The following is a 24,564-nucleotide window of genomic DNA, read 5'->3' as shown; positions in this document are numbered from 1 at the left end:
CCAAGATTACGAAGTGGTGGCATTCCGGGCATCCATCTGAAGGATGATGTTCCCCAACCGTGACGCGTTGTTCAGCGGCGCGTCAGCCGCGCGAACCGCGACCTCCTGACCACTCGCACCGGCTGGGTGACGACCGCGTCGACGACCATCGAGCCGTCGGTCGGACCGATGATCGCCATCGCCGACGTCTCGGTCGACTCCACGGGGTCGACCGGCATCCGGGCGAGATCGCGGTGGGCGCGCACATAAGCCGGCACGAGCAGCACGATCGCGCCGAGCCAGGCCAGAGGGTTGCTGAGCGCGACGCCCTCGAATCCGATGAGGGCTCCGAGCACGACCGCGGCGCCCACGCGCATCACGAGCTCGATCACGCCCGTGACGGTGGGGATGAGGGTGTGTCCGAGACCCTGCAGCGCGCCGCGGAGCACGAACAGCACCCCGAGGGCCCAGTATCCGCATCCGTTGATGATCAGCATGAGGTGCGCGAGTCGCACGACCTCATCCGCTTCGGCCCCGTCGCCGACGAACAGCCGCACCAGCGGCGAGCCGAACGCGACGATGATGACGCCGAGTGCGATGCCCGCGGCGATCGCCATCCAGGTGGCCTCGACGACCCCCCGGCGGATGCGGTCAGGGCGGCGACCACCCAGGTTCTGCGCCGTGTACATCGACGACGCGAGACCGAGAGACGAGAGGAACGCGACCGCAAGGCCGTCGACGCGCGATGCCGTCGTATAGGCCGCGACGGCATCGGAGCCGAGGGTGTTGAGCGCCACCTGCACGACGAGGGTGCCGATCGCGATAATCGATGCCTGGAACCCCATCGGCAGACCGAGGCGCAGGTGCTCCCTGATGTCATCGCGGGTGACGCGCCAGTCGGGGCGACGCAGGTGCAGCATCGGCAGTCTGCGGCGCACGAACTCGAGGCACAGTGCGACCGAGACGGCCTGGGCCACCACGGTCGCGAGGGCCGCGCCGCCGACACCCCACTCGAGCGGGCCGACCATCAGGATCACGAGGCCGACGTTGAGCGCGCACGACACGGTCAGGAAGATGAGCGGCGTGCGAGAGTCGCCGATGGCGCGGATGATCGCCGAGAGGTAGTTGAAGAACATCGTCGCGCTGGCACCGAGGAAGCTGATCTGGGTGAAGACGATCGCCTCGGGCATGAGCTCGGGAGGGGTCTGCAGGAGCGTGAGCACGGGTTCCGCGATGAGCGGCGCGACGATCGTGAGCACGACGCTCGTGATGCCCGTCAGGATCACTCCGGTCGCGACCGAGCGGCGCACGGCCGCGCCGTCACCCGCGCCGAACGCCTGCGCGATGGGGATCGCGAAACCGCTGGTCAGGCCCCAGGCGAAGCCGATCAGTAGGAACAGCAGGCTGCCCGTGGCGCCGACGGCGGCGAGGGATTCGACGCCGAGGTGTCGGCCGACGACGACGGCATCGGCGAACTGGTACATCTGCTGCACGACGTTGCCGAGCAGCAGCGGGATGGAGAACGACAGGATGACACGCCACGGACGGCCCGTGGTGAGAGAGGTGGCCATGAGAGGAGCGGCTCGCAGAACTGGGGGATGATCGGGGGTCGTACCAGGATATCGAATCGATTCGGTTGGGACATAGGTCAGTTTGCGAAGTACCGTCGGAAGGATGCCGCAGCGGGACGCGGCACGGAACACCGGAGGTTCGAGCGATGACGACAGAGAAGACGGGTGGATCCGTCGGGGTGGATGCCACCGCCGACGGCGACGAGCAGCACCTGAAGCGAGCACTGAGCAACCGGCACATCCAGCTGCTCGCGATCGGCGGAGCGATCGGCACGGGCCTCTTCATGGGCAGCGGCAAGACGATCTCTGTCGCGGGCCCCTCGGTGATCTTCGTCTACATGATCATCGGCTTCATGCTCTTCTTCGTCATGCGGGCGATGGGCGAGCTTCTGCTGTCGAACCTCAAGTACAAGTCGTTCAGCGACTTCGCCAGTGATCTGCTCGGTCCGTGGGCGGGGTTCTTCACCGGCTGGACGTACTGGTTCTGCTGGGTCGTGACCGGGGTCGCCGATGTCATCGCGATCGCCGGGTACACGAACGTCCTGATCCCCGGCATCCAGCTGTGGATCCCCGGCGTGCTCGTCGTCGTGATCCTGCTCGCGCTCAACCTGCCCACGGTCGCCGCCTTCGGGGAGATGGAGTTCTGGTTCGCGCTCATCAAGATCGTCGCGATCGTCGCCCTCATCATCACCGGCATCGTGATGATCGTCACCGGCTTCCAGCACGACGCGGGCACCGCGAGCCTGTCGAACCTGTGGGACCACGGCGGGATGTTCCCGCACGGCTTCATGGGCTTCGTGGCCGGATTCCAGATCGCCGTCTTCGCGTTCGTGGGCGTCGAGCTCGTCGGCACCGCCGCGGCCGAGACCAAGGATCCCGAGAAGAACCTGCCCAAGGCGATCAACGCGATCCCCATCCGCATCCTCCTCTTCTACGTGGGCGCCCTGGTGATCCTCATGGCCGTCACCCCGTGGACCGAGTACGTCGCCGACGAGAGTCCCTTCATCGCGATGTTCGCACTCGCGGGTCTGGGCATCGCTGCGACCGTCGTCAACCTCGTCGTGCTGACCTCGGCCATGTCGAGCGCGAACTCCGGCATCTACTCGACCTCGCGCATGGTGTTCGGCCTCGCCCAGGACGGCGACGCGCCGCGCCTCTTCGGTCGCCTGTCCAAGCGCCGCGTGCCGCAGAACGCCCTGTTCCTGTCGTGCATCCTGCTGCTCTCGGGGGTCGTGCTGATCTATGCGGGCGACAACATCATCACCGCGTTCTCGATGGTCACCACGGTCTCGGCGCTCTGCTTCATGTTCGTGTGGACGATCTTCCTGTGCAGCTACCTCGTCTACCGGCGCCGGCGGCCCGAGAAGGTCGCGGCGTCGACCTTCCGGATGCCGGGCGGCATCGTCATGGTCTACGTCGTGCTCGCGTTCTTCGTGTTCATCGTGTGGGCTCTCACGACGCAGCCCGACACGCTCACCGCGCTTCTCGTGACACCGATCTGGTTCGTGCTCCTCCTCGTCGCGTGGCTGTTCGTGCGGAAGTGGCAGAACCACCTGACCCGTCACGCCGCGCACATCGCGTACCTGCGCGACGACTCGACGGAGTGAGCGCGCGAGCCTACCCGGCGACGATCGCGGCGCCCGTGGAGCACGAGCTCGTCATCAAGAAGTCGCGGTTCATCGCGACCGTCGAGCCGGTCTCCTCGGTCGACGACGCGGATGCCGTCATCGCGCGCGTGCGCAAGCAGTGGTGGGATGCCAGGCACCACTGCACCGCGATGGTCACCGGCCTGCTCGGCGATCAGGCACGATCATCCGATGACGGCGAGCCGTCGGGAACCGCGGGGGTGCCGATGCTCGAGGTGTTGCGCCGGCGCGAGCTGACCGACGTGGTGGCGGTGGTGACGCGGTACTTCGGCGGGGTGAAGCTCGGCGCCGGCGGACTCGTGCGCGCGTACTCGACCGCGGTGTCGGAAGCACTCGATCGCGCGGCGGCGGTGCACAGGCGGTCGCTCACCCAGGTGACGTTCGACGTCTCGCACGCGGATGCCGGGCGGTTCGACAACCTGCTGCGCGAGTGGGTGCTGCATCACGGAGCGACGCTCGGCGACCCTCGGTACGGGGCGCTGGTCACACTGGAGGCCTGGGTTCCTGCCGACGAGCTCGGCCGGCTCGCCGACGACATCGCCGCGGCATCCGCCGGGTCGGTGGTGCCCGTGACCGGCGCGGAGCGCATCGTCGACGTCCCCGGCTGATCCACAACAGCGCCCGGATATTCTGGATGCCGCGATCTCGGAAGGAGAGCGATGTTCGACAGCCCGCTCTCGGCCTCCGCCTACGAGATCCTCGGCGTGGACCCGACCGTCGATGACGGCGAACTGCGCCGCGCGTATCGTCTGCGACTGCGCCAGACCCATCCCGACACCGGCGGGGACGCTGCCGTGTTCATCCAGGTGCAGCGCGCGTGGGAGCTGATCGGCACTCCCGAAGGCCGCGCGGCATACGATCGTCGCTCCGGCGCGCACCCCGGCATCCCGGCAGAACCGGCGTGGAACGGCTGGCGGCCGCAATCGGCGACGCGCACCGATACACGGCCCCGGGCGCGCTCGTACGGCCACCCCGGCGGTTGGCGCCGTGAGCGCTACCTGTCGCTGATCCGCGAGTGGGCCGGCCGCGGCGTCGAGGTGCCCGACCCCTACGACCCGGCGCTCGTGCGGTCGGCGCCGCGCGACCTGCGCCGCCTGCTCGCCGACGCTCTCGCCGAAGAGGCGACCGCCCGCACCGTGAGCGCCCTCGGCATGGGCTTCACGGTGTGGCACGACGTCGCGACGGGCGCGGATCCCGACGACAAGCTCGACCATGTCATCCTCAGCCCCTCGGGTCTCTACGGGGCCATGTCCGAGGACTTCGGCGGTGTCGTCGGATTCCGCCGCGGCGAGATCACCGGCCCGAGCCTCGGCACGCGCGCCCCCGTCACCGCGGCGCTCGCCCGCATGCGTGCTGTCGCGAAGGCTGCGAGGGTGAAGTTCGGCGGCCTCATCATGGTGCTGCCCGATGACGACCTCGCGCAGGCCGTGACCCCGCTCGGCAGCAGCCGGGGAGTTCCCGTCGTGGTCGTGCGGCGCAGTGCGCTGGCCATGGTGCTGCGTCAGGGCGTGCCCGGCGCGCGCGCGATCGGCGGCAACGAGCTGTTCGACGTCCGCACCCGGCTGCAGCAGACCGTCTCGTTCGTCTGACGGGAGCTCCCCCCCCGGTTTCAAATCGCGCACTTTGCAAATGCGGGGGCGGGATTTCTGCAAAGTGCGCGATTCGAAAGGCGGGAGGGGCGTTGACGGATGCCGTCAAACCGGTTTACACTCGGTGCACGCGCATTCGTCAAACCGGTTAGATCCGTCATCGCCGAATGCCTACGATGAACGACGTTCCACGAGGAGGTGGCATGAGCCGCACGACGATCGCCGACGTCGCCCGCGAGGCCGGCGTCACCAAGGCCACCGTCTCGCACGCCATGAGCGGCAAGCGGCCCATCTCCGACGACACCCGGGCCAAGGTGCTCGCTGCGGCCGAGAGGCTGAACTGGGTGCCCAGCCAGAGCGCCCGTGCCCTGGCCACCCAGAAGGCCAACGCCCTCGCCGTGGTGCTGGCCCGCGACCCCGAGGTCATCGCCAACGACTCGTTCTTCCCCGCATTCATCGCGGGCGTCGAGTCGGTGCTCGCCGAGACCGAGACGGCCCTGATCCTGCAGGTGGTGCCCGATCGCGCAGCCGAAGAGCGCGCCTATCGCTCGCTCAGCCACGGCCGCGCCGACGGTGCCCTTCTCCTCGATCTGCGCAACGACGACTGGCGCGTGCCGCTGCTCGAAGAGCTCGACCTGCCCGCCGTGCTGGTGGGCGCCTACGAGCAGCCCACCCGGTTCTCGTGCGTGCGCACCGACGACGCCGCACCCGTGCGCGAGATCATCGCCCACCTGCGCGCCGACGGGCACGAGCGCATCGCGCACGTCTCGGGCCCGCTCGACTACGTGCACTCCCGGGTGCGAGCGGATGCCTACACCGACGCCGTGGGCGGTGACGCGCTGCTGCGCGAGGGCGACTTCACCGCATCGAGCGGTCGCGAGCGCACCGCCGAACTGCTCGCGCTGCCCGACCGCCCCACCGCGATCCTCTACTCCAACGACACGATGGCGATCGCCGGCCTGTCGTATGCACGCTCGAGCGGCCTCAGCATCCCCCGCGATCTCGCGATCGCCGGCTTCGATGACGACCATCTCTCCGCCCACCTCTCCCCTGCTCTCACGAGCGTCTCGTCGGGCCCTGCCGCGCGTGGTCGTGCGGCGGCCCGCCTGCTGCAGGCAGACATCCTCGGCGCCGAGCCGCGCACCGAGGTCGTCGACTGCAACGTCGTGCACTTCCGGGAGAGCACCACCCGCTAGACGATCACCCGAACCATCGCGTCAAGGAGGACAACATGAAGAAGCAGATCCGCGCAGCAGCACTCGTGGGAGCCGTCGCGCTCGTCGCCACCGGATGCTCGTCAGGAGGCGGGGGCGGCGACGCCTCGGCCGACGGCACCGGATCCATCGACATCTGGCTGTCGAACAACGAGCAGGAGGTCGCCTGGGGCACCGCCGTCGTCGACGCCTGGAACGCCGAGCACCCCGACGAGAAGGTCAACGCTCAGGAGATCCCCGCGGGCTCGTCGTCGGAGGAGGCCATCACCGCCGCGATCACCGCCGGCACCGCGCCTTGCCTCGTCTACAACGTGGCTCCGGCAGCGGTCTCGGGCTGGGTCAAGCAGGGCGGACTCGTCGACCTCAGCACCATGGAGGGCGGCAGCGACTACATCACCGAGCGCGGGGGCGACGTCGACTCGTATGCGACCGACGGCAGCTTCTACCAGCTGCCGTGGAAGTCGAACCCGGTCATGGTCATGTACAACAAGGCGCTGTTCCAGGCCGCCGGCATCGATCCTGAAGACCCGCAGATGAACACGTACGACGCGTTCCTGGAGGGCTCCCGCAAAATCGTCGACTCCGGCGTGCAGAGCGCGATCTGGCCCGCTCCGACCAGCGAGTTCTACCAGCCGTGGTTCGACTTCTACCCGCTGTACCTCGCCGAGACCGACGGCACGATGCTCGTCGAAGACGGCAAGGCGACGGTCGACTCGGATGCCGGCCGCACGGTCGCCGAGTTCTGGAAGACCTTCTACGACGAGAAGCTCTCGCCGAACGAGGCGTCGACCGACGACGCGATGTCGGCCGGCACCACAGCCATGCAGCTCGCGGGTCCGTGGGCGATCCCCTCGTACGCCGAGACGGTCGACGTCGGCTTCATGCCGGTTCCGACCAGCGACGGCCGCGAGAACCCGACGACCTTCGCCGACTCGAAGAGCGTCTCGATGTTCACCGCGTGCGAGAACCAGGGCACGGCGTGGGAGTTCCTGAAGTTCTCGACGAGCGTCGACAGCGACGGGCAGCTGCTGGAGGCCACAGGACAGATGCCGATGCGCACCGACCTCACCGAGACGTACGCCGACTACTTCGACGCGAACCCGAACTACGTCGCATTCGCCGAGCAGGCCGAAGCGACGGCTGATGTGCCCAGCATCCCGAACTCCGTCGAGGCCTGGCAGGCCTTCCGCGACGAGTACTCCGCCTCGGTGATCTTCGGCAAGGAGTCGATCGACGACTTCCTGAAGACCGCGAGCACGAAGATCGACGACCTCGTCGCCGAGTGACGTCGTGACGCTCCGAGACGACGCGGTCGCGGACGTGGCCGGGGGCACTGCCGCCCCGGCCGCGCCGCCCCCGCGGCCACAGAGGGGTCGGCTGCGCACCCGCATCCTGGGCGCGCAGCCGATCGGCGGCCTGTTCGCGCTGCCGTATCTGGTGTTCGTGCTGGCGATCTTCGCGTTCCCCCTGGGTTTCGCGGTGTACATCGCCTTCCACGATTACTTCTTCACCGCCCCCAACGTCGAGGTCGATCGCCCGTTCGTGGGCTTCGACAACTTCGTCACCGTGCTCACGGATCCTCGCGTGCTCGGGTCGTTCCGCAACACGCTGGTCTTCCTCGTCATCAACGTGCCCCTCACCGCGGTGCTGGCCCTCGTGCTCGCCGCGGCGCTGAACACCGGCATCCGCTGGGTCGCCGCCTACCGCGTGGCGTTCTACGTGCCGTACCTCACGGCGAGCGTCTCGCTCGTCGGCGTGTGGATGCTGCTCTTCTCGGGCAACGGTCTGATCAACACCATCCTCGGCCCGCTCGCCCCCGATCCGTCGTGGCTCGTGAACAGCGGGCTCGCGATGCCGATGATCGCGCTCTACGTCACCTGGAAGCAACTGGGCTTCTACATCCTGCTGTACCTCGCGGCGCTGCAGAACGTGCCGAAGGAGCTGTACGAATCGGCCGAGACCGACGGCGCGGGGGCCTTCTCACGCTTCTGGAACGTGACGGTCCCCGGCGTGCGCAGCGCGACGACGCTGGTGCTGATCCTGTCGATCATCACGGGAGCCAACCTCTTCACCGAACCGTACCTGCTGACGAACGGCGGCGGCCCCGACGGCGCCTCCTCGACACCCGTGCTGCTGATCTATCAGCTCGGCATCCAGCAGCAGAACCCCGACACAGCGGCAGCGATCGGCATGATCCTCGTGGTCCTCGTCGGCCTGCTGTCGCTCGCCGCCAACCGCGCCACCAGGGAGCGATGACCATGAGACGCACGCGTTCACTGCCCCGCATCCTGAGCATCATCCTGCTCACGGTCGCGGCCATCGGCTTCGCCTTCCCGTTCTACTTCATGCTCGTCGGGGCGTTCCAGGCGAACCCGACGAACTCCCCGAGCGAGCTCTTCCCGACGAGCGGGTGGACGGTCGACAACTTCCTCGCGATCGACTCCCGCATCGATCTCGTCGGCTCGCTGCTGAACTCCCTGATCTTCACCGCGGGAGTGCTGCTGGGCACCGTCGTCTTCGGACTGCTCGCCGGCTACGCGATCGCGCGACTCGACTTCCGTGGTCGAGGCGTGATCTGGGTGCTGATGCTGCTCGTGCAGATGGTGCCGTTCCAGCTGCTGATGATCCCGCTCTATGTGCAGATCACCCGCAACTACGGCCTCGGCGACTCGTACATGGGCATGATCCTGCCGTTCCTCATCAACACGACGGCGGTGTTCATCTTCGTGCAGTTCTTCAAGGCGCTGCCCGTCGAGATCTTCGAAGCGGCGCGCATCGACGGCGCCGGCGAGATCCGTCTGCTCACCTCGGTCGCGATCCCGCTGATCAAGCCCGTGCTCGTGACCGTGGTGCTCGTCACGTTCATCGGTCCATGGAACGAGTTCCTCTGGCCGTTCCTCATCACGAAGGATGCGTCGCTGCAGCCGCTGGCCGTGTCGCTCGCGAACTACATCTCCAACGTCGCGCAGTCGACGGCGAACCCCAACGGCGCGATCCTCGCGGGGGCCACGGCACTCGCGTTCCCCGTCGTGATCCTGTTCATCGTGTTCCAGCGCTTCTTCCAGGCCACCGACCTCGGCGCAGCCGTCAAGGGCTGACCCGACCCCTCAGACCACTCGAAAGGACCCCCATGTTCACCGGAGCATCCTTCCCCCTCGGACCCTTCACGCCCTACGAGGGCAACCCGATCCTGCGTCCCAAGGGCGACAGCTGGGAATCCGCGAACCTCTACAACCCGGCAGCTCTCGTCGACGGAGACGAGGTCGTGCTGCTGTACCGCGCGCACGCCGACGACATCGTGTCGCACATCGGCATTGCGCGGTCCCGCGACGGCGTGAACTTCGAACGCGAGGACGCGCCGATTCTCTCGCCGTCAGAGGACTACGAGACCTTCGGATGCGAGGACCCGCGCATCGCCCTGATCGACGGCACGTACTACCTGACCTACACCGGGTGGGATCGCCGCAGCGCGCAGCTGTGCCTCGCCACCTCGACCGACCTGCGCACCTGGACCAAGCACGGCCCGCTGTTCGACGACTTCGACACGTTCAAGACCATGGACCCGCGCGGTTTCAACTGGTCGAAGGCCGGGGTCATCGTGCCGCAGAAGATGCACGGAAAGTGGTGGATGTACTTCGGCGAGGGCGGCATCTACTGGGCGACCAGCGACGACCTCATCCACTGGACGCCGGGCACGCCCGACACCGAGCCGATGTACTCCCCCACCCCCGGCACCTGGGACGAAGCCCTCGTCGAGATCGGCACCTCGCCTGTGGTCACCGACAACGGGCTGCTCGTGATGCTGACGAACGGGGCGACGCGGACGATCAACGACGACGGCTCGGTCGACGTCGACTACCGGTGCGGTCAGATCGCGATCGACCCGGACGAGCCGACGAAGGTGATCGCGCGACTGCAGGAGCCCTGGCTGCGGCCGCAAACGTTCGAGGACCTCAACGGACTCGTCTCGAACGTGACGTTCGTCGAGGGTCTCGTGAAGTTCCGCGGCAAGTGGTTCGCGTACTACGGGCAGTCCGACACGACGCTGGCTGTCGCGATCCACGACCCCGCAGAGCCGTGGGGCCGGGCGCTACGGGATGCCGGCGGCTCGGGCGCCGGCTCGGGCGCCGTCGATCCGGGCGCCCGCGAGGAGTGATGACATGGCCATCTCGCGTCGCACGTTCCTGACCGCCGCGGCCGCCACGTCCGCACTCGCCCTGCTGCCGACGGATGCCGCGGTCGGCCAGGCCGCCGCATCCGCGCGACCGCTCGGCCTGTCCGGCTGGCCGAGCGCCACCGGATCGACGGGTGCGCGGCTCACGAACCTCGCCCATCTGCGGTTCCTGCTCGCGGAAGTGCCCGTGGTCGCCTCGCCCACGCACACGACGTTCGCGATCGAGACCTCGCCGACCGTGCGGGCTCCGTGGACGTATGCCGACACCGACGGCGCCGGCGGCTACCGACCGGTCGGCGGCGGAACCCGTGACGCCGCGACCGGGCACTGGACCCAGGGCGCCTACAACGCCGACGACATCGCCCGCGCGGCCGTCGTGTTCCTCCGAGAATGGACGGCGACCGGTGACGTGCAGTCCCGCGATGAGGCGCGCGATGTGCTGAGGTCGCTGGCCTTCCTACAGACCACGAGCGGACCGAATGCCGGCCGCGTGGTGCTGTGGCAGCAGGAGGACGGCACCCTGAATCCCAGCGCGATACCCGTCGAGCTGCCCGACCCGTCGGACTCCGCGGAGTCGTACTGGCTCGCCCGCTCGGTCTGGGCGTTCGGCGAGGGATACGCGGCGTTCCGCCGGGAGGACGCCGAGTTCGCGGCATTCCTGCTCGGGCGGCTGCACCTGGCCCTCGATGCGCTCGGACGCGAATCGCTGTCCCGGGCCGGACAGCGGGTGCGCAGCGACGGACGCGACCTGCCCTCCTGGTTGATCGCCGGCGGAGCAGATGCCACGGCCGAGGCCATGCTCGGGCTCGCCGCCGCGACGGAGGCCGGCGACGCGCGCAGCCGTTCGGCGCTGCAGACCTATGGCGAGGGGGTCGCCGCGATGGCCACCGACCCGACGAAGGGCTGGCCGTTCGGCGCCGTGCTGCCGTGGACGGGGTCGCTCGGCTTCTGGCACGCCTGGGGCGCTGCCGCGCCGGAAGCCCTGGGTCGCGCGGGTGCGCTGCTGGGTCGTCGAGAGTGGACGGCGGCGGCGATCGCGGATGCCGGGACGTTCACGCCGCAGGTGCTCGCCTCGGGCGGACCGCACAACGCGTGGGCGCCACTGCCCGCCGAGGCGCAGATCGCGTACGGCGCGCATGGACGGGTGGCGGGGGCCGTCGCCGCGGCTGCGGTGGGCGGCGAAGGGCTGCGTGTGCTCGCGGGGCTCGCCGCCGGCTGGTTCTTCGGCGCGAACACCGCCGGGATCCCCGTCTACGATCCAGCGACCGGCGTGACGTTCGACGGCGTCGAGACCGATGGTCGGGTGAACCGCAATTCGGGAGCCGAGTCCACGATCCACGGCCTGCTCACGATGCAGCTGCTCGACGCGAACCGCGACATCGCACGCATCGCGACGTCGATCACCGGACTGCCGTCGTTCGCGGGACTGCGGGTCATCGACGCCGAAGGCGCGCGACTCTCGGCGGGCTGCGAGGTCGTGCGGCCCGAGGGCGGCGCGTGGACCGGCGAGGGCAACCTCTCGGGCGGCGCGTACGTGCACGTGCCTGCGGGCGAGTCGGTGGAGTTCGACGTGACCGAGGCCGGCGGCATCCTGCACGGTCTCGTCTGGAGGCAGAAGCCGGATGCCGGGGACGCGGTGTGGGAGGTGTTCCGGGGTCGCAAGCGCCTGTGGAGCACACGCACCTGTTCGGGCGGAACCGGCGATCGCGGGCTCACCGAGGCCGACGGGATGCTGGTGCCGCAGCTGCTCGGCGGCGACCTGCCCGCCGACGCAGTGACCGTCCGGTGTACGAGCACCGGCGATGTACGACTCGACGCCCTCGTGATCCAGCCGGCGGTGTCGACCGCCGTGTATGCCACGGCATCCGGCTCGGCCGTGCTCTATGCGAACGGCACGCGGCGCGATCAGAGGGTGGCGGCGCTCGCGCCCGGTTCCGGCCGCGCGTACGAGGCCGACGGCTCGCAGCGCGGTCAGGCGGTGGGCGGCGGGAAGGTGCGGGTGCGAGGCGGCGGGTTCACGATCACCCGGGCGTGAGCGGCTCTTCCTCTCGTTTCGAATGGCGCACTTTGCAGTTTTCGGGTTCCGATTTCTGCAAAGTGCGCGATTCGAAAGCCGAGGGGACGTCCGCGTGAGGCGCCACACCCCGGCGGACACCCAGCCCGAAGTAGTGACGGAAGCTGTAGATCAGCGGCCGCCAGAGCTGAGGGTCGACATGCGAGGTGCCCTCGACGACGATCCGCTCGTCCGCGTGGACGACTCCGGCACGGGCACGCACCACGACCAGACCTCCCTGCTCCTCGTCGATGGCCGAGACGGATGCGGCGATGTGCACCGACGCTTCGGCGATGCGCGCGGGTCGGCCCGGGGATGCCTCCACCGGCTTCCACCCGACCGCGGCGAACTTGTCGGCCTCGAACCGGCAGTCCGGGCGCTTGTCCGCCGGAACGGGATGGGTTCCGGTCAGGCGTCCCAGCGCGTCGATCTGCTGCCACGCGTCGTCCTCGAAGAGGTTCACGATGAGGTCCGGACGCTCACGCAGGTTGCGCGCTGTCTGCCCTGACGCGCCGAGACCGATCACAACCAGGTCGTCGAGCGCCCAGTAGGAGGAGATCGGGGCGAGGTTCGTTGAACCGTCGCCGTTGACCGACGAGACGACCGCGACGGGGGTGCCGAAGTAGAGCACGGAAGGGGTGATAACCCGGTGTTCACGCATCGTCCGATCCTCCCGCTCGGACGCTTCGGCGACGACCGAACGATGCGGCCCGTATCGTGAGGAGGTGAGGTGTGTGCGCGCGTGAACGACAGAGCCAATGGCGCCGTCCTGGCGTCGCGGGCGGCGGCTCTCGCAGACACGAGCCGGGCGACCATGCTGCTCGGCATGCTCGACGGGCGCGCCTGGACGGCGACCGAGCTGGCCGCGCACGCAGGGATCTCCCGATCGACCGCTACGGAGCACCTGCACGTTCTGCGCAGCGCGGACCTCGTCGAGGATCGGCACCAGGGTCGGCACCGCTATGTCCGCATCCGCGATGAGCATACTGCGCACCTCGTCGAGACGCTGGCGGCGCTGGGGATGCCGGCTGCACCGCAGGCGAGCTGGCGGGCGGTCGACGCGGATCGTGCGCTCGCCTTCGCCCGCACCTGCTACGACCACCTGGCGGGTCGCGTCGGTGTGCGCGTCGCCGAGGAATTCACCGAGCGCGGCCTGATCGACCCGAGTGAGCCGACCAGGCTGACGTCCGCCGGAGAGAAGTGGTGCGAGGAGTTCGGCATCGATCTCGTCGCGCTCCGGCGGTCGGCACGGCACGAGATCGTGCCGTGCCTCGACTGGACGCAGCGCCGAGATCACCTCGCCGGCGGCCTGGGCGCGGCCTTGCTCGACCGCTGTGTCGACCTCGGGTGGATCGTGCGCCGCGACGGCACCCGTGCCGTGCGCTTGACCTCCGAGGGTCGCACCGGACTCGAGGCGGTTCTCGGCATCCGGGATCTGGCCTGACAGCATCCACCGCCGCTCCGCCCCTCGTTTCAAATCGCGCACTTTGCAACTTCGGTAGCCACATTTCTGCAAGGTGCGCGATTCGAAAGCCCGGGGGCATACGGTTGCGGTGTGCCCGCGATCAACGACCCACTGCCCGACCGCCCTGCGCCCGACAACCCGTCGGGCAAGCTCGTCCTGCTGCGCCACGGCGAGACCGAGTGGTCGCGCGAAGGTCTGCACACGGGGCTCACCGACGTGCCCCTCACGGCACGGGGCGAAGACCTCGCACGCGGAGCCGGCCGACTGGTCGCGGATTACGACTTCTCGCTCGTGCTCTGCTCGCCCCTTGAACGCGCTCGGCGCACCGCCGAGCTCGCCGGCCTGCACGCCGAGGTCGATCCGCTACTCGTCGAGTGGGACTACGGCGGATACGAGGGGCGCACCACGAAGGACATCCGCGCCGAGCTCGGCTACGACTGGAGCGCTTTCACGCACGGCGTCATCCGCGGTGAGACGCCGGGTGAGACCGTCGAGGAGGTCGCGGCCCGCGCCTCACGGGTGCTGACGCGCGTGCTGCCGGTCCTGACGGAGGGCGATGTGGCGCTCGTCGCCCACGGCCACTTCCTCCGCATCCTCACCGCCGTGTACCTGCGACTCGCACCGCGCTTCGGGGCGCAGATCTCGCTCGACGCCGGATCCGTCTCGGTGCTGAGCTTCTACCGCGAGCAGCCCGCCATCCTGTCGTGGAACTACGGCCTCGAACTGCCTCTCGCACCGTCGGAGTCCTGAGACCCCACCGCGAAACGCCCACTGACCACCGCTCTTTTGAATAACTCAAAACAAGGGTATGGTGGAAGCATGGACACCGACTTCGACACCGCGCTTCGTGGTGCCGGACTGAAGGCGACCGCGGGCCGCGTCGCCGTTCTCGAGGCGATGGAGTCCATGGCCCACACGGATGCGGAGCGGGTCTACCGTGCTGTGTCCGAGGTGCTTCCGACGACGTCGATCCAGTCGGTGCACAACATCCTCGCGGACCTGACGACGGCGGGGCTGCTGCGCCGGATCGAACCGGCAGGCTCCGCGGCGCTCTACGAACGGCGCATCGGCGACAACCACCACCACATCGTCTGCACCGCCTGCGGTGCGATCGGCGATGTGGACTGCGTGGTCGGCGAAGCGCCGTGCCTCACCCCGTCTTCGACCGGGGGATTCACCGTCCAGACAGCCGAAGTCACCTTCTGGGGCCTGTGCCCCAGTTGCCAGAACGCCGCGCAATAGCATCCGCCGTGCGATCCCGGGCACCCGGGATGATCGTCGTGCCTGCGCGCAGAAGGAGAAGAACATGACCGACCCATCGACCACCACCCAGACGGGCACGCCCGTCGCGAGCGACGCCCACTCGCTCACCGTCGGCGCGGACGGGCCCACCGTCCTGCACGACCGCTATCTCGTCGAGAAGCTGGCCTCGTTCAACCGCGAGCGCGTGCCGGAGCGCAACCCGCACGCGAAGGGCGGCGGAGCCTTCGGAACCTTCACCGTCACCGAGGACGTGTCGGCCTACACGCGCGCGGCGGCCTTCCAGCCGGGCGCTCAGAGCGAGACGCTGCTGCGCTTCTCGTCGGTCGCCGGCGAGCAGGGCTCCCCCGACACGTGGCGTGACGTGCGCGGCTTCGCGCTGCGTTTCTACACCTCTGAGGGCAACCTCGACATCGTCGGCAACAACACCCCGACCTTCTTCCTGCGCGATGCCATGAAGTTCCCCGACTTCATCCACTCGCAGAAGCGCCTCGGCGACTCGGGTCTGCGCGACGCCGACATGCAGTGGGACTTCTGGACCCTCTCCCCCGAGTCCGCGCACCAGGTCACCTACCTGATGGGCGACCGCGGCCTGCCGCGCAGCTGGCGCCACATGAACGGCTACGGCTCGCACACGTACCAGTGGGTCAACGCCGCCGGCGAGCGCTTCTGGGTGCAGTACCACTTCCTCTCGAAGCAGGGCGTCGAGGCGATGAGCGCCGAAGAGGCCGAGAAGCTCGCAGGGTCGGACGCCGACTACTACCGTCGCGACCTGTTCGACGCGATCGCCAGCGGCAACGCCCCCTCGTGGGACGTCTACGTGCAGGTCATGCCCTACGACGAGGGCAAGACCTACCGCTTCAACCCGTTCGACCTGACCAAGACGTGGTCGAAGAAGGACTACCCGCGCATCAAGGTCGGCACGTTCACGCTCGACCGCAACCCGCAGAACTTCTTCGCCGAGATCGAGCAGGCCGCCTTCTCGCCCGGCAACCAGGTTCCCGGCACGGGCATCTCGCCCGACAAGATGCTCATGGCCCGCGTGTTCGCCTACTCGGATGCGCAGCGCTACCGCATCGGCGCGAACTACAACCAGCTGCCGGTCAACCAGCCGCACGCGGCCGAGGTGCGCAACTACATGCACGAAGGCCAGATGCAGTACAGGTTCAACCCGGCTGAGCACCGCGTCTACACGCCGAACTCCTTCGGCCCTGCAGGCGGACCCACGGCTGACCCGGCTACCGGTGTCGAGGCGAGCTGGGAGTCGGACGGCGAGCTGATCCGCGCCGCGGCGACCCTGCACCTCGATGACGACGACTTCGGCCAGGCCGGAACCCTGTACCGCACGGTCTTCGACGACGAGCAGCGCGCGCGCTTCCTCGACACGCTGACCGGTCAGGGCCAGGGCATCACGATCGACGCGATCCGTGAGCGCTTCTTCCAGTACTGGACCAACGTCGACGCGTCGCTCGGCGACGCACTGCGCGCTCGCTTCTGAGTCGCCGTCCCTGACGACCGAGACCCACCGTCCCCTCGCGGCCGGTGGGTCTCGGCGTCTCCGGGCACCGCAGGGGGAGCACAATGGATGCCGTGGCTGTTCCTCTCTCCGACCTCACCAACATGCCCGAACCCCAGCAGGTGCATGCCGCCGACGGCACTCGCCTCGCGACCTACACGTGGGGCGACGTCGACGCTCCCGTGGCGGTGATCGTGCACGGATTCGCGTCGAGCGCCCGTGACACCTGGGTGCTCACTGGGTGGGTGCGTGAGCTCACCAGGGCCGGATACCGGGTGCTCGCCCTCGATCAGCGCGGTCATGGGCTCAGTGAGAAGCCGCATCAGGCCGATGCTTACGGCATCCGCACTCTCGCGACAGACGTCGAGACGGTCATGGACATGTACCTCGTCGACGAAGCCGTCTACGTGGGGTACTCGCTCGGCGCCAGGGTCGGATGGGAGGTCGTGCGCGATCTTCCGCACCGCATCGGTCGCGCGGTGCTCGGCGGGGTGCCGGACGGCATCCCTCTGGCGCGACTCGATCTCGATCAGGTGCGCGCCTATCTCTCCGACGGCACTCCTGTCGCCGATCCGACGACGCAGAACTACATCGCACTCACCGAACGCGTGCCGGGCAACGACCTGGGGGCGCTGGTCGCGCTGGCCGAGGGGATGCGGTCGTCGCGGACGATCGACCCGGATCCGTCGAACGCACCGGCGAGTCCCATCCTGTTCGCGACGGGGTCGAAGGACGCGATCATCGAGGGCTCTCGGGCCCTGGCGTCGGCTGCCCCGCAGGGACGGTTCTTCGAGATCCCCGACCGCAACCACTTCAACGCACCGGGATCCCGCGCCTTCAAAGAGGCCGCGCTCGCCTTCCTGTCGGAGGACTGACCGCAGACACGAGAAGAGCCCTCCGTCTCAGGGAGACGAAGGGCTCTCGGCGTGACGGTCAGACCGTCGCGTTCTCTTCGCGCTTCGGCAGCACCCATCCCGCACGCGGGAAGTGGCAGGTGTAGCCGTTGGGGTACTTGATCAGGTAGTCCTGGTGCTCCTCCTCGGCCTGCCAGAACGGACCCGCGGGCTCGATCGTGGTCACGGCCTTGCCCGGCCACAGACCGGAGGCGTCGACGTCGGCGATGGTGTCGCGCGCGACGGTCTCCTGCTCGGGGCTGAGCGGGAAGATCGCCGAGCGGTAGCTCGAGCCGATGTCGTTGCCCTGACGGTCCTTGGTCGACGGGTCGTGGATCTGGAAGAAGAACGCGAGGATGTCGCGATACGTCGTCTTCGCGGGGTCGAACACGATCTCCACAGCCTCGGCGTGACCCGGGTGGTTGCGGTACGTGGCGTGGTCGTTGCTGCCACCGGTGTAGCCGACACGGGTGTCGAGCACGCCCGGCTGGCGGCGGATGAGGTCTTCCATGCCCCAGAAGCAGCCGCCGGCGAGCACGGCCGTCTCGGTGCCGGGGGTGCGGGTGATGGTTCCGGTGTCGGTCATGACTGCTCCTCAGAGGTGTTGATCGGGAAGAGGTGACGGTAGCGACCGTACCCCTCATCTTCCAGGCTGTCAGCCGGGATGAAGCGCAGGGCGGCGGAGTTCATGCAGTAGCGCAGCCCACCGGCGTCTCGGGGTCCGTCGTCGAAGATGTGCCCGAGGTGGCTGTCGGCACCGCTCGATCGCGCCTCGGTGCGCTTCATCCACAGCGTGCGGTCGGTGCGCGTGGTCACCGCATCCGCCTCGATGGGCTTGGTGAAGCTCGGCCACCCGGTGCCGCTGTCGAACTTGTCGGTGGACGCGAAAAGCGGCTGGCCCGAGACGACGTCGACGTAGATGCCGTCGTCGTGGTTGTTCCAGTACGCGTTGCGGAAGGGCGGCTCGGTCGCATCCTCCTGCGTGACCTCGTACTGCAGATGCGTGAGGTCGCTGACGGCCTCGGGGGTCTTGCTGTACTCGTTCGACATGGTCTGTCTCCTTGTCCGACGCGGCTGGCTGCAGCGTCATAGGGGAGAACCAGGAGGATGCCGGATTTGGTCCCGTGGGACTGTGAGCGCGCTGTGAGTTTGTGCGAAGTCGATAGAGTTGCTCCGCTACATACACACCAGGGAGACGCACATGTCGGTTGGACTGCTCGCCGTCGTCGATGACATCCTCAGCGCGGCGATGAAGGCCTCGGCCAAGGCCGCCGGCGTCGTGATCGACGATGCCGCCGTCACCCCGCAGTACGTGCAGGGCATCACACCCGCGCGCGAGCTGCCCGTCGTGGCGAAGATCGCCGTCGGATCTCTGGCGAACAAGTTCGTGATCATCATCCCGATCGCTCTGCTGCTCACCGCCTTCGCACCGTGGGTGCTGCCGTATCTGCTGATCCTCGGCGGCGCGTACCTGTGCTTCGAGGGCGCCGAGAAGGTGCTCGAGTGGTTCGGGGTGCAGCACGGCCACGCCGACGAAGGTGCCCGCAACGAGAACAAGCTCGTGTGGGGGGCGGTGCGCACCGACCTGATCCTGTCGACGGAGATCATGCTGATCTCGCTGGCGAACCTCGAGGCGGGTCTCGACATCTGGACCACCCTCGCGATCCTCGCCGTGATCGCCCTCATCATGACCGGTGTCGTCTACGGCGCGGTGGCCCTGCTGGTCAAGATCGACGACATCGGCCTGAAGATGGCCAAGAACCCCTCGCAGCGCGTGCGCCACACGGGCACCCGGATCGTTCGGTCGATGCCCGCGGTCTTCCGATTCATCAGCATCCTCGGCACGGTCGCGATGCTGTGGGTCGGTGGCCACCTGCTGCTGGTGAACCTCGGCGAGGTCGGCGTGCACTTCGGTGCCGACATCCTGCACGGCATCGAGCACGTCCTCGAGCCGGCCGGCGGCGTGATCGTCTGGATCGGCGACACCCTGTTCTCGGCCATCGCGGGCCTCGTCGCGGGTCTGATCATCGTCGGGATCATCCTCGGCATCGGTCGCCTGGTGGGCAAGAAGCCCAGCTTCCACGAGGGCGAGGAATCGCCCGCCGACGTGCACGTCTGACGCGAACGCGCCCTACGCCGGCGTGTGGTCCCCGCTGCGGAGCCATTCGTCGAACGTGACCTCACCCTGCAGCGCATCCGCTCCCCCGCGCAGCGACCCCGACGCCAGCCCGCGCCCGTACGCCCCCGGCAGGCGCACCGCCAGCACCCGCCGTCGCACTCCGTCGAACGCCAGCTGCCTGCGCGCGGCATCCGCGAGGACCTCGTCTCGCGGCCCGACGAGGTCGCGTGCACGTCCGACCGCCGCGCCCGCGGCGACCCGCACCAGATGGGCACCCACCTCCCGAGCGGCCACGGGCCGCATGAGCAGCTTCGGCATCACCGCCACCGGACCGCGCATGCCTGACAGCAGCTGCCCGGCGAACTCGTGGAACTGCGCGGCCCTCGCGACCGTGAACGGCACCGGCCCGGCAGCCACGGCTCTCTCCTGCGCGAGCTTGCCCGCGTAATAGGAGGCGTCGATCCCGTCGATCCCCACGATCGACAGGGCGACATGATGACCCACTCCGGCGGCCTCCTCCGCCGCGAGCAGAGTGCGCGTCGCGGTCTCGAAGAACTCGATCGCCTTCGCGGCCGATAGGGTGGTCGTGTTCGTCACGTCGATCACGGCATCCACGCCCTGCAGCGCCCCGGCGAGCCCGACACCCGTCAGCACGTCGACGCCCGCCGAACGCGAGAGCACGACGACATCATGCCCCGCGTCGCGTGCGGCCGTGACCGTGTGCCGGCCGACCACGCCCGTTCCTCCTGCCACTGCGATCCTCATCCGGTTCCCTCTCGACTCCGCGGGCGCTTCTGCACCTCTGAACATGATGACGAGACAGCCGGCGAAAGTGTGAGGCCTCACACGCCGGGGGCGCTGCGTCGTCGTATTCTGCGAAGGCATCCACGCATCATCGGAGGGGACATCCCATGGACGACGACCTCGACGACGTCTTCCGCGAGCGGCGACGCCTCCTCGCTCTCGGCTACCGGATGACGGGCACGCTGGCGGATGCCGAGGATGTCGTGCAGGAGACCTACCTGCGGTGGTATCGACTCACCGAGGCGGAGCGCGATGCGATCGCGAACCCCGCGGGCTGGCTCACCACTGTCGCCGGGCGTGTGGCACTCGACCTCCTGGGTTCCGCGCGGCGCCGGCGCGAACAGTACGTCGGTCAGTGGCTGCCCGAACCGGTGCCGTCCGATGTCTTCGCCGGAGCACTCGCTTCGCGTGGGACACAGGCGCCTGAGGACCCGCTCGATCGCATCACCCTCGACGAGGACGTCTCGACGGCACTCCTCGTCGTGCTCGAGGCGATGACCCCGGCTGAGCGCGTGGCGTTCGTGCTGCACGACGTCTTCGCCGTGCCGTTCGACGAGATCGCTCGGGCGGTCGGGCGCTCCTCGGCCGCGGTGCGACAGCTCGCGGCATCCGCGCGTCGTCGCGTGCGCGAGAACCGCGCCGCCGTCGTGCCCCGCGCCGAGCACGACCGCGTCGTCCGCGCCTTCCAGCAGGCGACGCGCACAGGTGATGTCGTGTCACTCGCGCGGTTCCTCGCGCCTGATGTCGAACTGCGCAGCGATGGCGGCGGCGTGGTCAGCGCGGCCCGCAACGTCGTGAGCGGCGCCGACAACGTGGCGCGCTTCCTGCTCGGAATCGCCGCCAAGCGTCCCGACATGAGCATGGAGGAGCAGCAGTTCGGCGACGGCCTCGGCTTCGTCTTCCGCGAAGGCGACGACGTCGTCTCGGTCATGAACCTGCACGTCGAACGCGGGGCGATCACACAGCTGTGGATCGTCCTCAACCCCGCCAAGCTCACATCCTGGCGATCCACCTCTGATCCGACGTGGATGCCCGAGGCCGGGGCCCGCTGAACCCGCACCGTGTGCAGGATCGACGCACGGATGTCGGAGGACCCGGGGGATCCGGTCCTGCAGACGTGCCTCGGTCCTGCAAGCGACACGCGAACGACGCCCTGCCGGCATCCTGCTACCGTCGTCCAGTGCGCACCCGAGCGCGGATGCAGGAGACCTGATGAGCGACCACCAGATCCGGGATGCCGAGACCGCCGACGTGCCGGCGATCACGGCGATCTACAACGATGCGGTGCTGACCACGACCGCCATCTGGAACGAGGAGGCGGTGACGGTCGACGACCGCACCTCCTGGCTGGCTGAGCGCATCGAGCGCGGCTACCCGGTGCTCGTCGCCGTCGATGACACCGGCGTGCTCGGATACGCGACATTCAGCGACTGGCGCCCGCACAGCGGGTACCGCCACACGGTCGAGCACTCGGTCTATGTGCGTGACGGGCAGCGCGGGCGCGGCATCGGCAAGGCGCTCATGATCGAGCTCATCGACCGCGCGCGCAGACTCGGCAAGCACGTCATGGTCGCGGCGATCGAGAGCAGCAACACGGGGTCGATCATCATGCACAAGCGCCTCGATTTCATGCAGGTCGGCCGGATGCCGCAGGTCGGCGCCAAGTTCGATCGCTGGCTCGATCTCACCTTCCTGCAGCTGGTGCTCGACGAGCGCCCCTTCCCCGACGAGATCCGATGAACCCGCTGCTCTGGCTCGCCGACGCGTTCAACTCGCAGTGGGTGCTCCCCGGCGGCCAGGTGCTGCTGATCCGGGAGGTGGTCGGCAATGCGTTCGGTCTGGCGAGCGCCCTCGGCGGCATGCAGCGCAAGATCTGGGCGTGGCCTGTCGGCATCATCGGCAACCTGCTGCTGCTCACGGTGTTCCTCGGGTCGATCCTGAACCCCGACCACGAGCTTCCGCATCTGCTCGGTCAGGCGGGCCGGCAGGTCATGTTCATCGTCGTCGCGATCTACGGCTGGGTGCGCTGGCGGCAGGCCGCGGCCGACGGCGGGCGAGTGACCCCGCGGTGGGCGCCGAACAGCGCACGAGTCGGCCTGGTGCTCGCGATGGTGATCGGCACGATCGCGCTGACTCCCCTCTTCCGTGCCCTCGGCTCGTGGGAGCCGGTCTGGGCCGACGCGTGGACCTTCGTCGGCTCGCTGCTCGCCACCTACGGCATGGCGAAGGGCTGGACCGAGTTCTGGCTCATCTGGATAGCCGTCGATGTCGTCGGCGTGCCCTTGCTGTTCAGCTCGGGCTTCTACGCGACCGGGCTGATGTACGTGTTCTACGGCGTGTTCACCGCGGTCGGGTTCGTGGTCTGGTGCCGCGCGCAGGCGAACGCCAAACCGCAGGTCGACACGATCATGCCCGATCCTCGGCCGATCACCTCGACCGTGAGGACGGTCGAGGGCGACCGCCCCTGACCCTTTAGAATCGCGCACTTTGCAGGTCCAGCCCCGCCAAAACTGCAAAGTGCGCGATTCGAAAGCCGGGGGACGGCGGCGCCCGAATGTGTCGGCGCATGTCAGCGAGGGTGGCCGCGACCGGCGCCGACGGGTTTTGCTTGACGGCATGACCCGTCAGATCCGCTTCAACGCCTTCGACATGAACTGCGTCGCTCACCAGTCGTCCGGGCTGTGGCGGCATCCTGACGACCGGTCGCGCCAGTACAACACCATCTCGTACTGGACCGACCTCGCGAAGCTGCTCGAGAGCGCCACCTTCGACGGCATCTTCATCGCCGATGTGCTCGGCACCTACGACGTCTACGGCGGCACGAACGAGGCGGCGATCCGCAACGGCGCTCAGGTTCCCGTGAACGACCCGATCCTGCTGGTGAGCGCGATGGCGGCTGTCACCGAGCACCTCGGATTCGGCATCACGGCGGGCACAGCCTTCGAGCACCCCTACCCGTTCGCGCGCAGACTGAGCACTCTCGACCACCTCACGAACGGGCGCATCGGCTGGAACGTCGTCACCGGCTACCTGCCCAGCGCCGCACGCAACATGGGCCAGGAAGACCAGCTCGCGCACGACGACCGCTACGACCACGCCGACGAGTACGTCGAGGTGCTCTACAAGCTGTGGGAGGGGTCGTGGGAAGACGACGCCGTCGTCGAGGACCGCGAGCGCGGAATCTTCACCGACCCGTCGAAGGTGCACCCGATCGGCCACGAGGGAAAGCACTTCAGCGTTCCCGGCATCCACATCTCCGAGCCGTCGCCGCAGCGGACTCCCGTCATCTACCAGGCCGGTGCCAGCCCCCGTGGCGTGAAGTTCGCGGCCGAGAACGCCGAGGCGATCTTCGTCGCGGCGCCGTCGAAAGAGGTGCTCGCCGGCACGGTGAAGCGCATCCGCGACGCGCTCGAAGAGGCCGGACGCGACCGCTACGACGCGAAGATCTACACGCTGCTCACGGTGATCACCGGAGCGACGAGTGAGGATGCGGCGGCGAAGCACGCCGAATACCTCTCCTATGCCAGCCCCGAGGGCGCACTCACGTTCATGTCGGGCTGGATGGGCGTCGACCTGTCGCAGTATGCCGAGGACGAGCCGGTCGGAAACGTCGAGTCGAACGCCATCCAGTCGGTGCTGCAGCACCTGAAGGAGGAGGCCGACCTCGGACGCGAGTGGACCGTCGGCGACTTCGGACGCCACAACGCGATCGGCGGCCTGGGCCCCACCATCATCGGTTCGGGCGTCGAGATCGCCGACGAGCTGCAGTCGTGGGTCGAGGAGACCGACATCGACGGGTTCAACCTCGCCTACGCGGTCACCCCCGGCACCTGGCAGGACGTCATCGAGCACGTCATCCCCGTGCTGCGCGAGCGCGGCGTCTACCCGGAGGAGTACGCGCCCGGGACTCTCCGCAACAAGCTGCAGGGCAAGGGCGACCGCGTGCAGGACACGCATCGCGCCGCACGGTATCGGATCGGGGTTAGCGTCTCGGTCGCCTGATCCGCGGCCGGCGTGCGTGTCAGTCGGCCTTCGAGGTGAACAGTCCCCGCAGCACGAGGAACACGATGACCGCGACGACGAGCACGATCGCGAGCTTCGCGATGAACCACAGGATCGAGAACAGCGCGCTGACGATCCACCAGGCGATCACCACGGCGAGGACGACGCCGACGATGGTCCAGAGCGAGTTCTTGTTCATGGTTCCAGCCTAGGCGGCGCGGCGACGTCGCAGATCCGGATGCCGCGGCATGCGCCCTTCCGCATCCGGTGCGTCGCGTC

At 68.5% G+C, this 24,564-nt stretch carries 25 protein-coding genes; 19 read left to right on the top strand and 6 right to left on the bottom strand.

The window, feature by feature from the left end:
* Positions 1-71: 71 nt before the first annotated feature.
* Complete coding sequence (locus tag AB0N61_RS12785) at positions 72-1,550, bottom strand: MATE family efflux transporter (protein ID WP_363364574.1); 1,479 nt, start codon at positions 1,548-1,550, stop codon at positions 72-74.
* 146 nt (positions 1,551-1,696) lie between these two features.
* On the opposite strand from AB0N61_RS12785, the gene cycA reads away from it, so the two are divergent.
* The 9 genes from cycA (at position 1,697) to AB0N61_RS12740 (ending at position 12,208) form a co-directional block, all read left to right on the top strand.
* Positions 1,697-3,157, top strand: a complete 1,461-nt coding sequence (gene cycA / locus AB0N61_RS12780) for a D-serine/D-alanine/glycine transporter (protein WP_363364571.1) — start codon at positions 1,697-1,699, stop codon at positions 3,155-3,157.
* The gene (locus AB0N61_RS12775) at positions 3,154-3,804 is read left to right on the top strand and encodes a YigZ family protein (protein WP_363364569.1); all 651 of its coding nucleotides are present in this window, start codon (positions 3,154-3,156) and stop codon (positions 3,802-3,804) included. Before cycA ends, AB0N61_RS12775 begins: the two co-directional genes overlap by 4 nt.
* Positions 3,805-3,855: 51 nt before the next feature.
* On the top strand, positions 3,856-4,785 hold the full coding sequence (locus AB0N61_RS12770; protein ID WP_363364567.1) for a DnaJ domain-containing protein: 930 nt from the start codon (positions 3,856-3,858) through the stop codon (positions 4,783-4,785).
* 203 nt (positions 4,786-4,988) lie between these two features.
* Positions 4,989-5,981, top strand: a complete 993-nt coding sequence (locus AB0N61_RS12765) for a LacI family DNA-binding transcriptional regulator (RefSeq protein ID WP_363364565.1) — start codon at positions 4,989-4,991, stop codon at positions 5,979-5,981.
* 35 nt (positions 5,982-6,016) lie between these two features.
* Positions 6,017-7,285, top strand: a complete 1,269-nt coding sequence (locus AB0N61_RS12760) for an extracellular solute-binding protein (protein ID WP_363364564.1) — start codon at positions 6,017-6,019, stop codon at positions 7,283-7,285.
* A gap of 91 nt (positions 7,286-7,376) precedes the next feature.
* Positions 7,377-8,255 (top strand): sugar ABC transporter permease, encoded by an 879-nt coding sequence (locus AB0N61_RS12755; RefSeq protein ID WP_167948440.1) that lies wholly within the window; start codon positions 7,377-7,379, stop codon positions 8,253-8,255.
* Between the two features lie 2 nt (positions 8,256-8,257).
* Positions 8,258-9,097, top strand: coding sequence for a carbohydrate ABC transporter permease (locus tag AB0N61_RS12750; RefSeq protein ID WP_363364563.1), 840 nt, complete (start codon positions 8,258-8,260; stop codon positions 9,095-9,097).
* A 32-nt stretch (positions 9,098-9,129) separates the two neighbouring features.
* On the top strand, positions 9,130-10,155 hold the full coding sequence (locus AB0N61_RS12745; protein ID WP_363364562.1) for a glycoside hydrolase family 130 protein: 1,026 nt from the start codon (positions 9,130-9,132) through the stop codon (positions 10,153-10,155).
* 4 nt (positions 10,156-10,159) lie between these two features.
* On the top strand, positions 10,160-12,208 hold the full coding sequence (locus AB0N61_RS12740; RefSeq protein WP_363364560.1) for a hypothetical protein: 2,049 nt from the start codon (positions 10,160-10,162) through the stop codon (positions 12,206-12,208).
* On the opposite strand, the gene AB0N61_RS12735 is transcribed toward AB0N61_RS12740, so the two are convergent.
* Positions 12,195-12,887 (bottom strand): flavin reductase family protein, encoded by a 693-nt coding sequence (locus tag AB0N61_RS12735; protein ID WP_363364558.1) that lies wholly within the window; start codon positions 12,885-12,887, stop codon positions 12,195-12,197. The two genes, AB0N61_RS12740 and AB0N61_RS12735, sit on opposite strands and share 14 nt — an antisense overlap.
* A gap of 81 nt (positions 12,888-12,968) precedes the next feature.
* Between AB0N61_RS12735 and AB0N61_RS12730 the strand changes: the two genes are divergently transcribed.
* The 5 genes from AB0N61_RS12730 (at position 12,969) to AB0N61_RS12710 (ending at position 17,342) form a co-directional block, all read left to right on the top strand.
* Positions 12,969-13,670: a helix-turn-helix domain-containing protein gene (locus tag AB0N61_RS12730; RefSeq protein WP_363364556.1), complete on the top strand. Its 702-nt coding sequence runs from the start codon at positions 12,969-12,971 to the stop codon at positions 13,668-13,670.
* 111 nt (positions 13,671-13,781) lie between these two features.
* The gene (locus AB0N61_RS12725; RefSeq protein WP_363364554.1) at positions 13,782-14,441 is read left to right on the top strand and encodes a histidine phosphatase family protein; all 660 of its coding nucleotides are present in this window, start codon (positions 13,782-13,784) and stop codon (positions 14,439-14,441) included.
* 69 nt (positions 14,442-14,510) lie between these two features.
* Positions 14,511-14,933 carry a Fur family transcriptional regulator gene (locus tag AB0N61_RS12720; RefSeq protein WP_167948120.1) on the top strand — a complete coding sequence of 141 codons (423 nt, stop codon included), beginning with the start codon at positions 14,511-14,513 and terminating at the stop codon, positions 14,931-14,933.
* Positions 14,934-14,997: 64 nt separating this feature from the next.
* Positions 14,998-16,449, top strand: coding sequence for a catalase (locus AB0N61_RS12715; RefSeq protein ID WP_363364551.1), 1,452 nt, complete (start codon positions 14,998-15,000; stop codon positions 16,447-16,449).
* Positions 16,450-16,541: 92 nt separating this feature from the next.
* Positions 16,542-17,342: an alpha/beta hydrolase gene (locus AB0N61_RS12710; RefSeq protein WP_363364549.1), complete on the top strand. Its 801-nt coding sequence runs from the start codon at positions 16,542-16,544 to the stop codon at positions 17,340-17,342.
* Between the two features lie 58 nt (positions 17,343-17,400).
* On the opposite strand, the gene msrA is transcribed toward AB0N61_RS12710, so the two are convergent.
* Together msrA and msrB are read right to left on the bottom strand one after the other, a co-directional pair.
* A complete protein-coding gene (gene msrA, locus AB0N61_RS12705; protein ID WP_363364547.1) occupies positions 17,401-17,946 on the bottom strand; it encodes a peptide-methionine (S)-S-oxide reductase MsrA in 546 nt (181 codons plus the stop codon).
* On the bottom strand, positions 17,943-18,410 hold the full coding sequence (msrB, locus tag AB0N61_RS12700; protein WP_167948116.1) for a peptide-methionine (R)-S-oxide reductase MsrB: 468 nt from the start codon (positions 18,408-18,410) through the stop codon (positions 17,943-17,945). Before msrB ends, msrA begins: the two co-directional genes overlap by 4 nt.
* 151 nt (positions 18,411-18,561) lie before the next feature.
* On the opposite strand from msrB, the gene AB0N61_RS12695 reads away from it, so the two are divergent.
* Positions 18,562-19,479, top strand: a complete 918-nt coding sequence (locus tag AB0N61_RS12695) for a DUF808 domain-containing protein (protein WP_363364545.1) — start codon at positions 18,562-18,564, stop codon at positions 19,477-19,479.
* Positions 19,480-19,491: 12 nt separating this feature from the next.
* On the opposite strand, the gene AB0N61_RS12690 is transcribed toward AB0N61_RS12695, so the two are convergent.
* Entirely contained in the window at positions 19,492-20,232 is a 741-nt protein-coding gene (locus tag AB0N61_RS12690) for a 3-beta hydroxysteroid dehydrogenase (RefSeq protein WP_363364543.1), read from the bottom strand.
* 158 nt (positions 20,233-20,390) lie between these two features.
* Between AB0N61_RS12690 and sigJ the strand changes: the two genes are divergently transcribed.
* The 4 genes from sigJ to AB0N61_RS12670 all read left to right on the top strand — a co-directional run bounded on the left by sigJ (position 20,391) and on the right by AB0N61_RS12670 (position 24,285).
* Positions 20,391-21,335, top strand: a complete 945-nt coding sequence (gene sigJ / locus AB0N61_RS12685) for an RNA polymerase sigma factor SigJ (protein WP_363364541.1) — start codon at positions 20,391-20,393, stop codon at positions 21,333-21,335.
* Positions 21,336-21,495: 160 nt separating this feature from the next.
* Positions 21,496-22,023 (top strand): N-acetyltransferase family protein, encoded by a 528-nt coding sequence (locus AB0N61_RS12680; protein ID WP_363364539.1) that lies wholly within the window; start codon positions 21,496-21,498, stop codon positions 22,021-22,023.
* Positions 22,020-22,751, top strand: coding sequence for a nicotinamide riboside transporter PnuC (pnuC, locus tag AB0N61_RS12675; RefSeq protein WP_363364537.1), 732 nt, complete (start codon positions 22,020-22,022; stop codon positions 22,749-22,751). Before AB0N61_RS12680 ends, pnuC begins: the two co-directional genes overlap by 4 nt.
* A 148-nt stretch (positions 22,752-22,899) precedes the next feature.
* Positions 22,900-24,285 carry an LLM class flavin-dependent oxidoreductase gene (locus AB0N61_RS12670; RefSeq protein ID WP_363364534.1) on the top strand — a complete coding sequence of 462 codons (1,386 nt, stop codon included), beginning with the start codon at positions 22,900-22,902 and terminating at the stop codon, positions 24,283-24,285.
* Between the two features lie 19 nt (positions 24,286-24,304).
* On the opposite strand, the gene AB0N61_RS12665 is transcribed toward AB0N61_RS12670, so the two are convergent.
* Entirely contained in the window at positions 24,305-24,484 is a 180-nt protein-coding gene (locus AB0N61_RS12665) for a hypothetical protein (RefSeq protein ID WP_363364532.1), read from the bottom strand.
* Between the last annotated feature and the right edge of the window lie 80 nt (positions 24,485-24,564).

It is taken from the genome of Microbacterium sp. NPDC089320, assembly GCF_040684875.1.
GTDB lineage: Bacteria > Actinomycetota > Actinomycetes > Actinomycetales > Microbacteriaceae > Microbacterium.
Note: the sequence above shows the minus strand (reverse complement) of the source record. Positions and strands in the feature narration are given on the sequence as shown.

Excerpts from the sequence above, each read along its gene's own strand:
- AB0N61_RS12715 (WP_363364551.1), top strand. The coding sequence starts at position 14,998 with ATGACCGACCCATCGACCACCACCCAGACGGGCACGCCCGTCGCGAGC.
- sigJ (WP_363364541.1), top strand. The coding sequence starts at position 20,391 with ATGGACGACGACCTCGACGACGTCTTCCGCGAGCGGCGACGCCTCCTC.
- msrB (WP_167948116.1), bottom strand. The coding sequence starts at position 18,410 with ATGTCGAACGAGTACAGCAAGACCCCCGAGGCCGTCAGCGACCTCACG.
- AB0N61_RS12745 (WP_363364562.1), top strand. The coding sequence starts at position 9,130 with ATGTTCACCGGAGCATCCTTCCCCCTCGGACCCTTCACGCCCTACGAG.
- pnuC (WP_363364537.1), top strand. The coding sequence starts at position 22,020 with ATGAACCCGCTGCTCTGGCTCGCCGACGCGTTCAACTCGCAGTGGGTG.
- AB0N61_RS12740 (WP_363364560.1), top strand. The coding sequence starts at position 10,160 with ATGGCCATCTCGCGTCGCACGTTCCTGACCGCCGCGGCCGCCACGTCC.
- AB0N61_RS12695 (WP_363364545.1), top strand. The coding sequence starts at position 18,562 with ATGTCGGTTGGACTGCTCGCCGTCGTCGATGACATCCTCAGCGCGGCG.
- AB0N61_RS12670 (WP_363364534.1), top strand. The coding sequence starts at position 22,900 with ATGACCCGTCAGATCCGCTTCAACGCCTTCGACATGAACTGCGTCGCT.
- AB0N61_RS12770 (WP_363364567.1), top strand. The coding sequence starts at position 3,856 with ATGTTCGACAGCCCGCTCTCGGCCTCCGCCTACGAGATCCTCGGCGTG.
- AB0N61_RS12760 (WP_363364564.1), top strand. The coding sequence starts at position 6,017 with ATGAAGAAGCAGATCCGCGCAGCAGCACTCGTGGGAGCCGTCGCGCTC.
- cycA (WP_363364571.1), top strand. The coding sequence starts at position 1,697 with ATGACGACAGAGAAGACGGGTGGATCCGTCGGGGTGGATGCCACCGCC.
- AB0N61_RS12735 (WP_363364558.1), bottom strand. The coding sequence starts at position 12,887 with ATGCGTGAACACCGGGTTATCACCCCTTCCGTGCTCTACTTCGGCACC.
- AB0N61_RS12765 (WP_363364565.1), top strand. The coding sequence starts at position 4,989 with ATGAGCCGCACGACGATCGCCGACGTCGCCCGCGAGGCCGGCGTCACC.
- AB0N61_RS12750 (WP_363364563.1), top strand. The coding sequence starts at position 8,258 with ATGAGACGCACGCGTTCACTGCCCCGCATCCTGAGCATCATCCTGCTC.
- AB0N61_RS12720 (WP_167948120.1), top strand. The coding sequence starts at position 14,511 with ATGGACACCGACTTCGACACCGCGCTTCGTGGTGCCGGACTGAAGGCG.
- AB0N61_RS12665 (WP_363364532.1), bottom strand. The coding sequence starts at position 24,484 with ATGAACAAGAACTCGCTCTGGACCATCGTCGGCGTCGTCCTCGCCGTG.
- AB0N61_RS12785 (WP_363364574.1), bottom strand. The coding sequence starts at position 1,550 with ATGGCCACCTCTCTCACCACGGGCCGTCCGTGGCGTGTCATCCTGTCG.
- AB0N61_RS12680 (WP_363364539.1), top strand. The coding sequence starts at position 21,496 with ATGAGCGACCACCAGATCCGGGATGCCGAGACCGCCGACGTGCCGGCG.
- msrA (WP_363364547.1), bottom strand. The coding sequence starts at position 17,946 with ATGACCGACACCGGAACCATCACCCGCACCCCCGGCACCGAGACGGCC.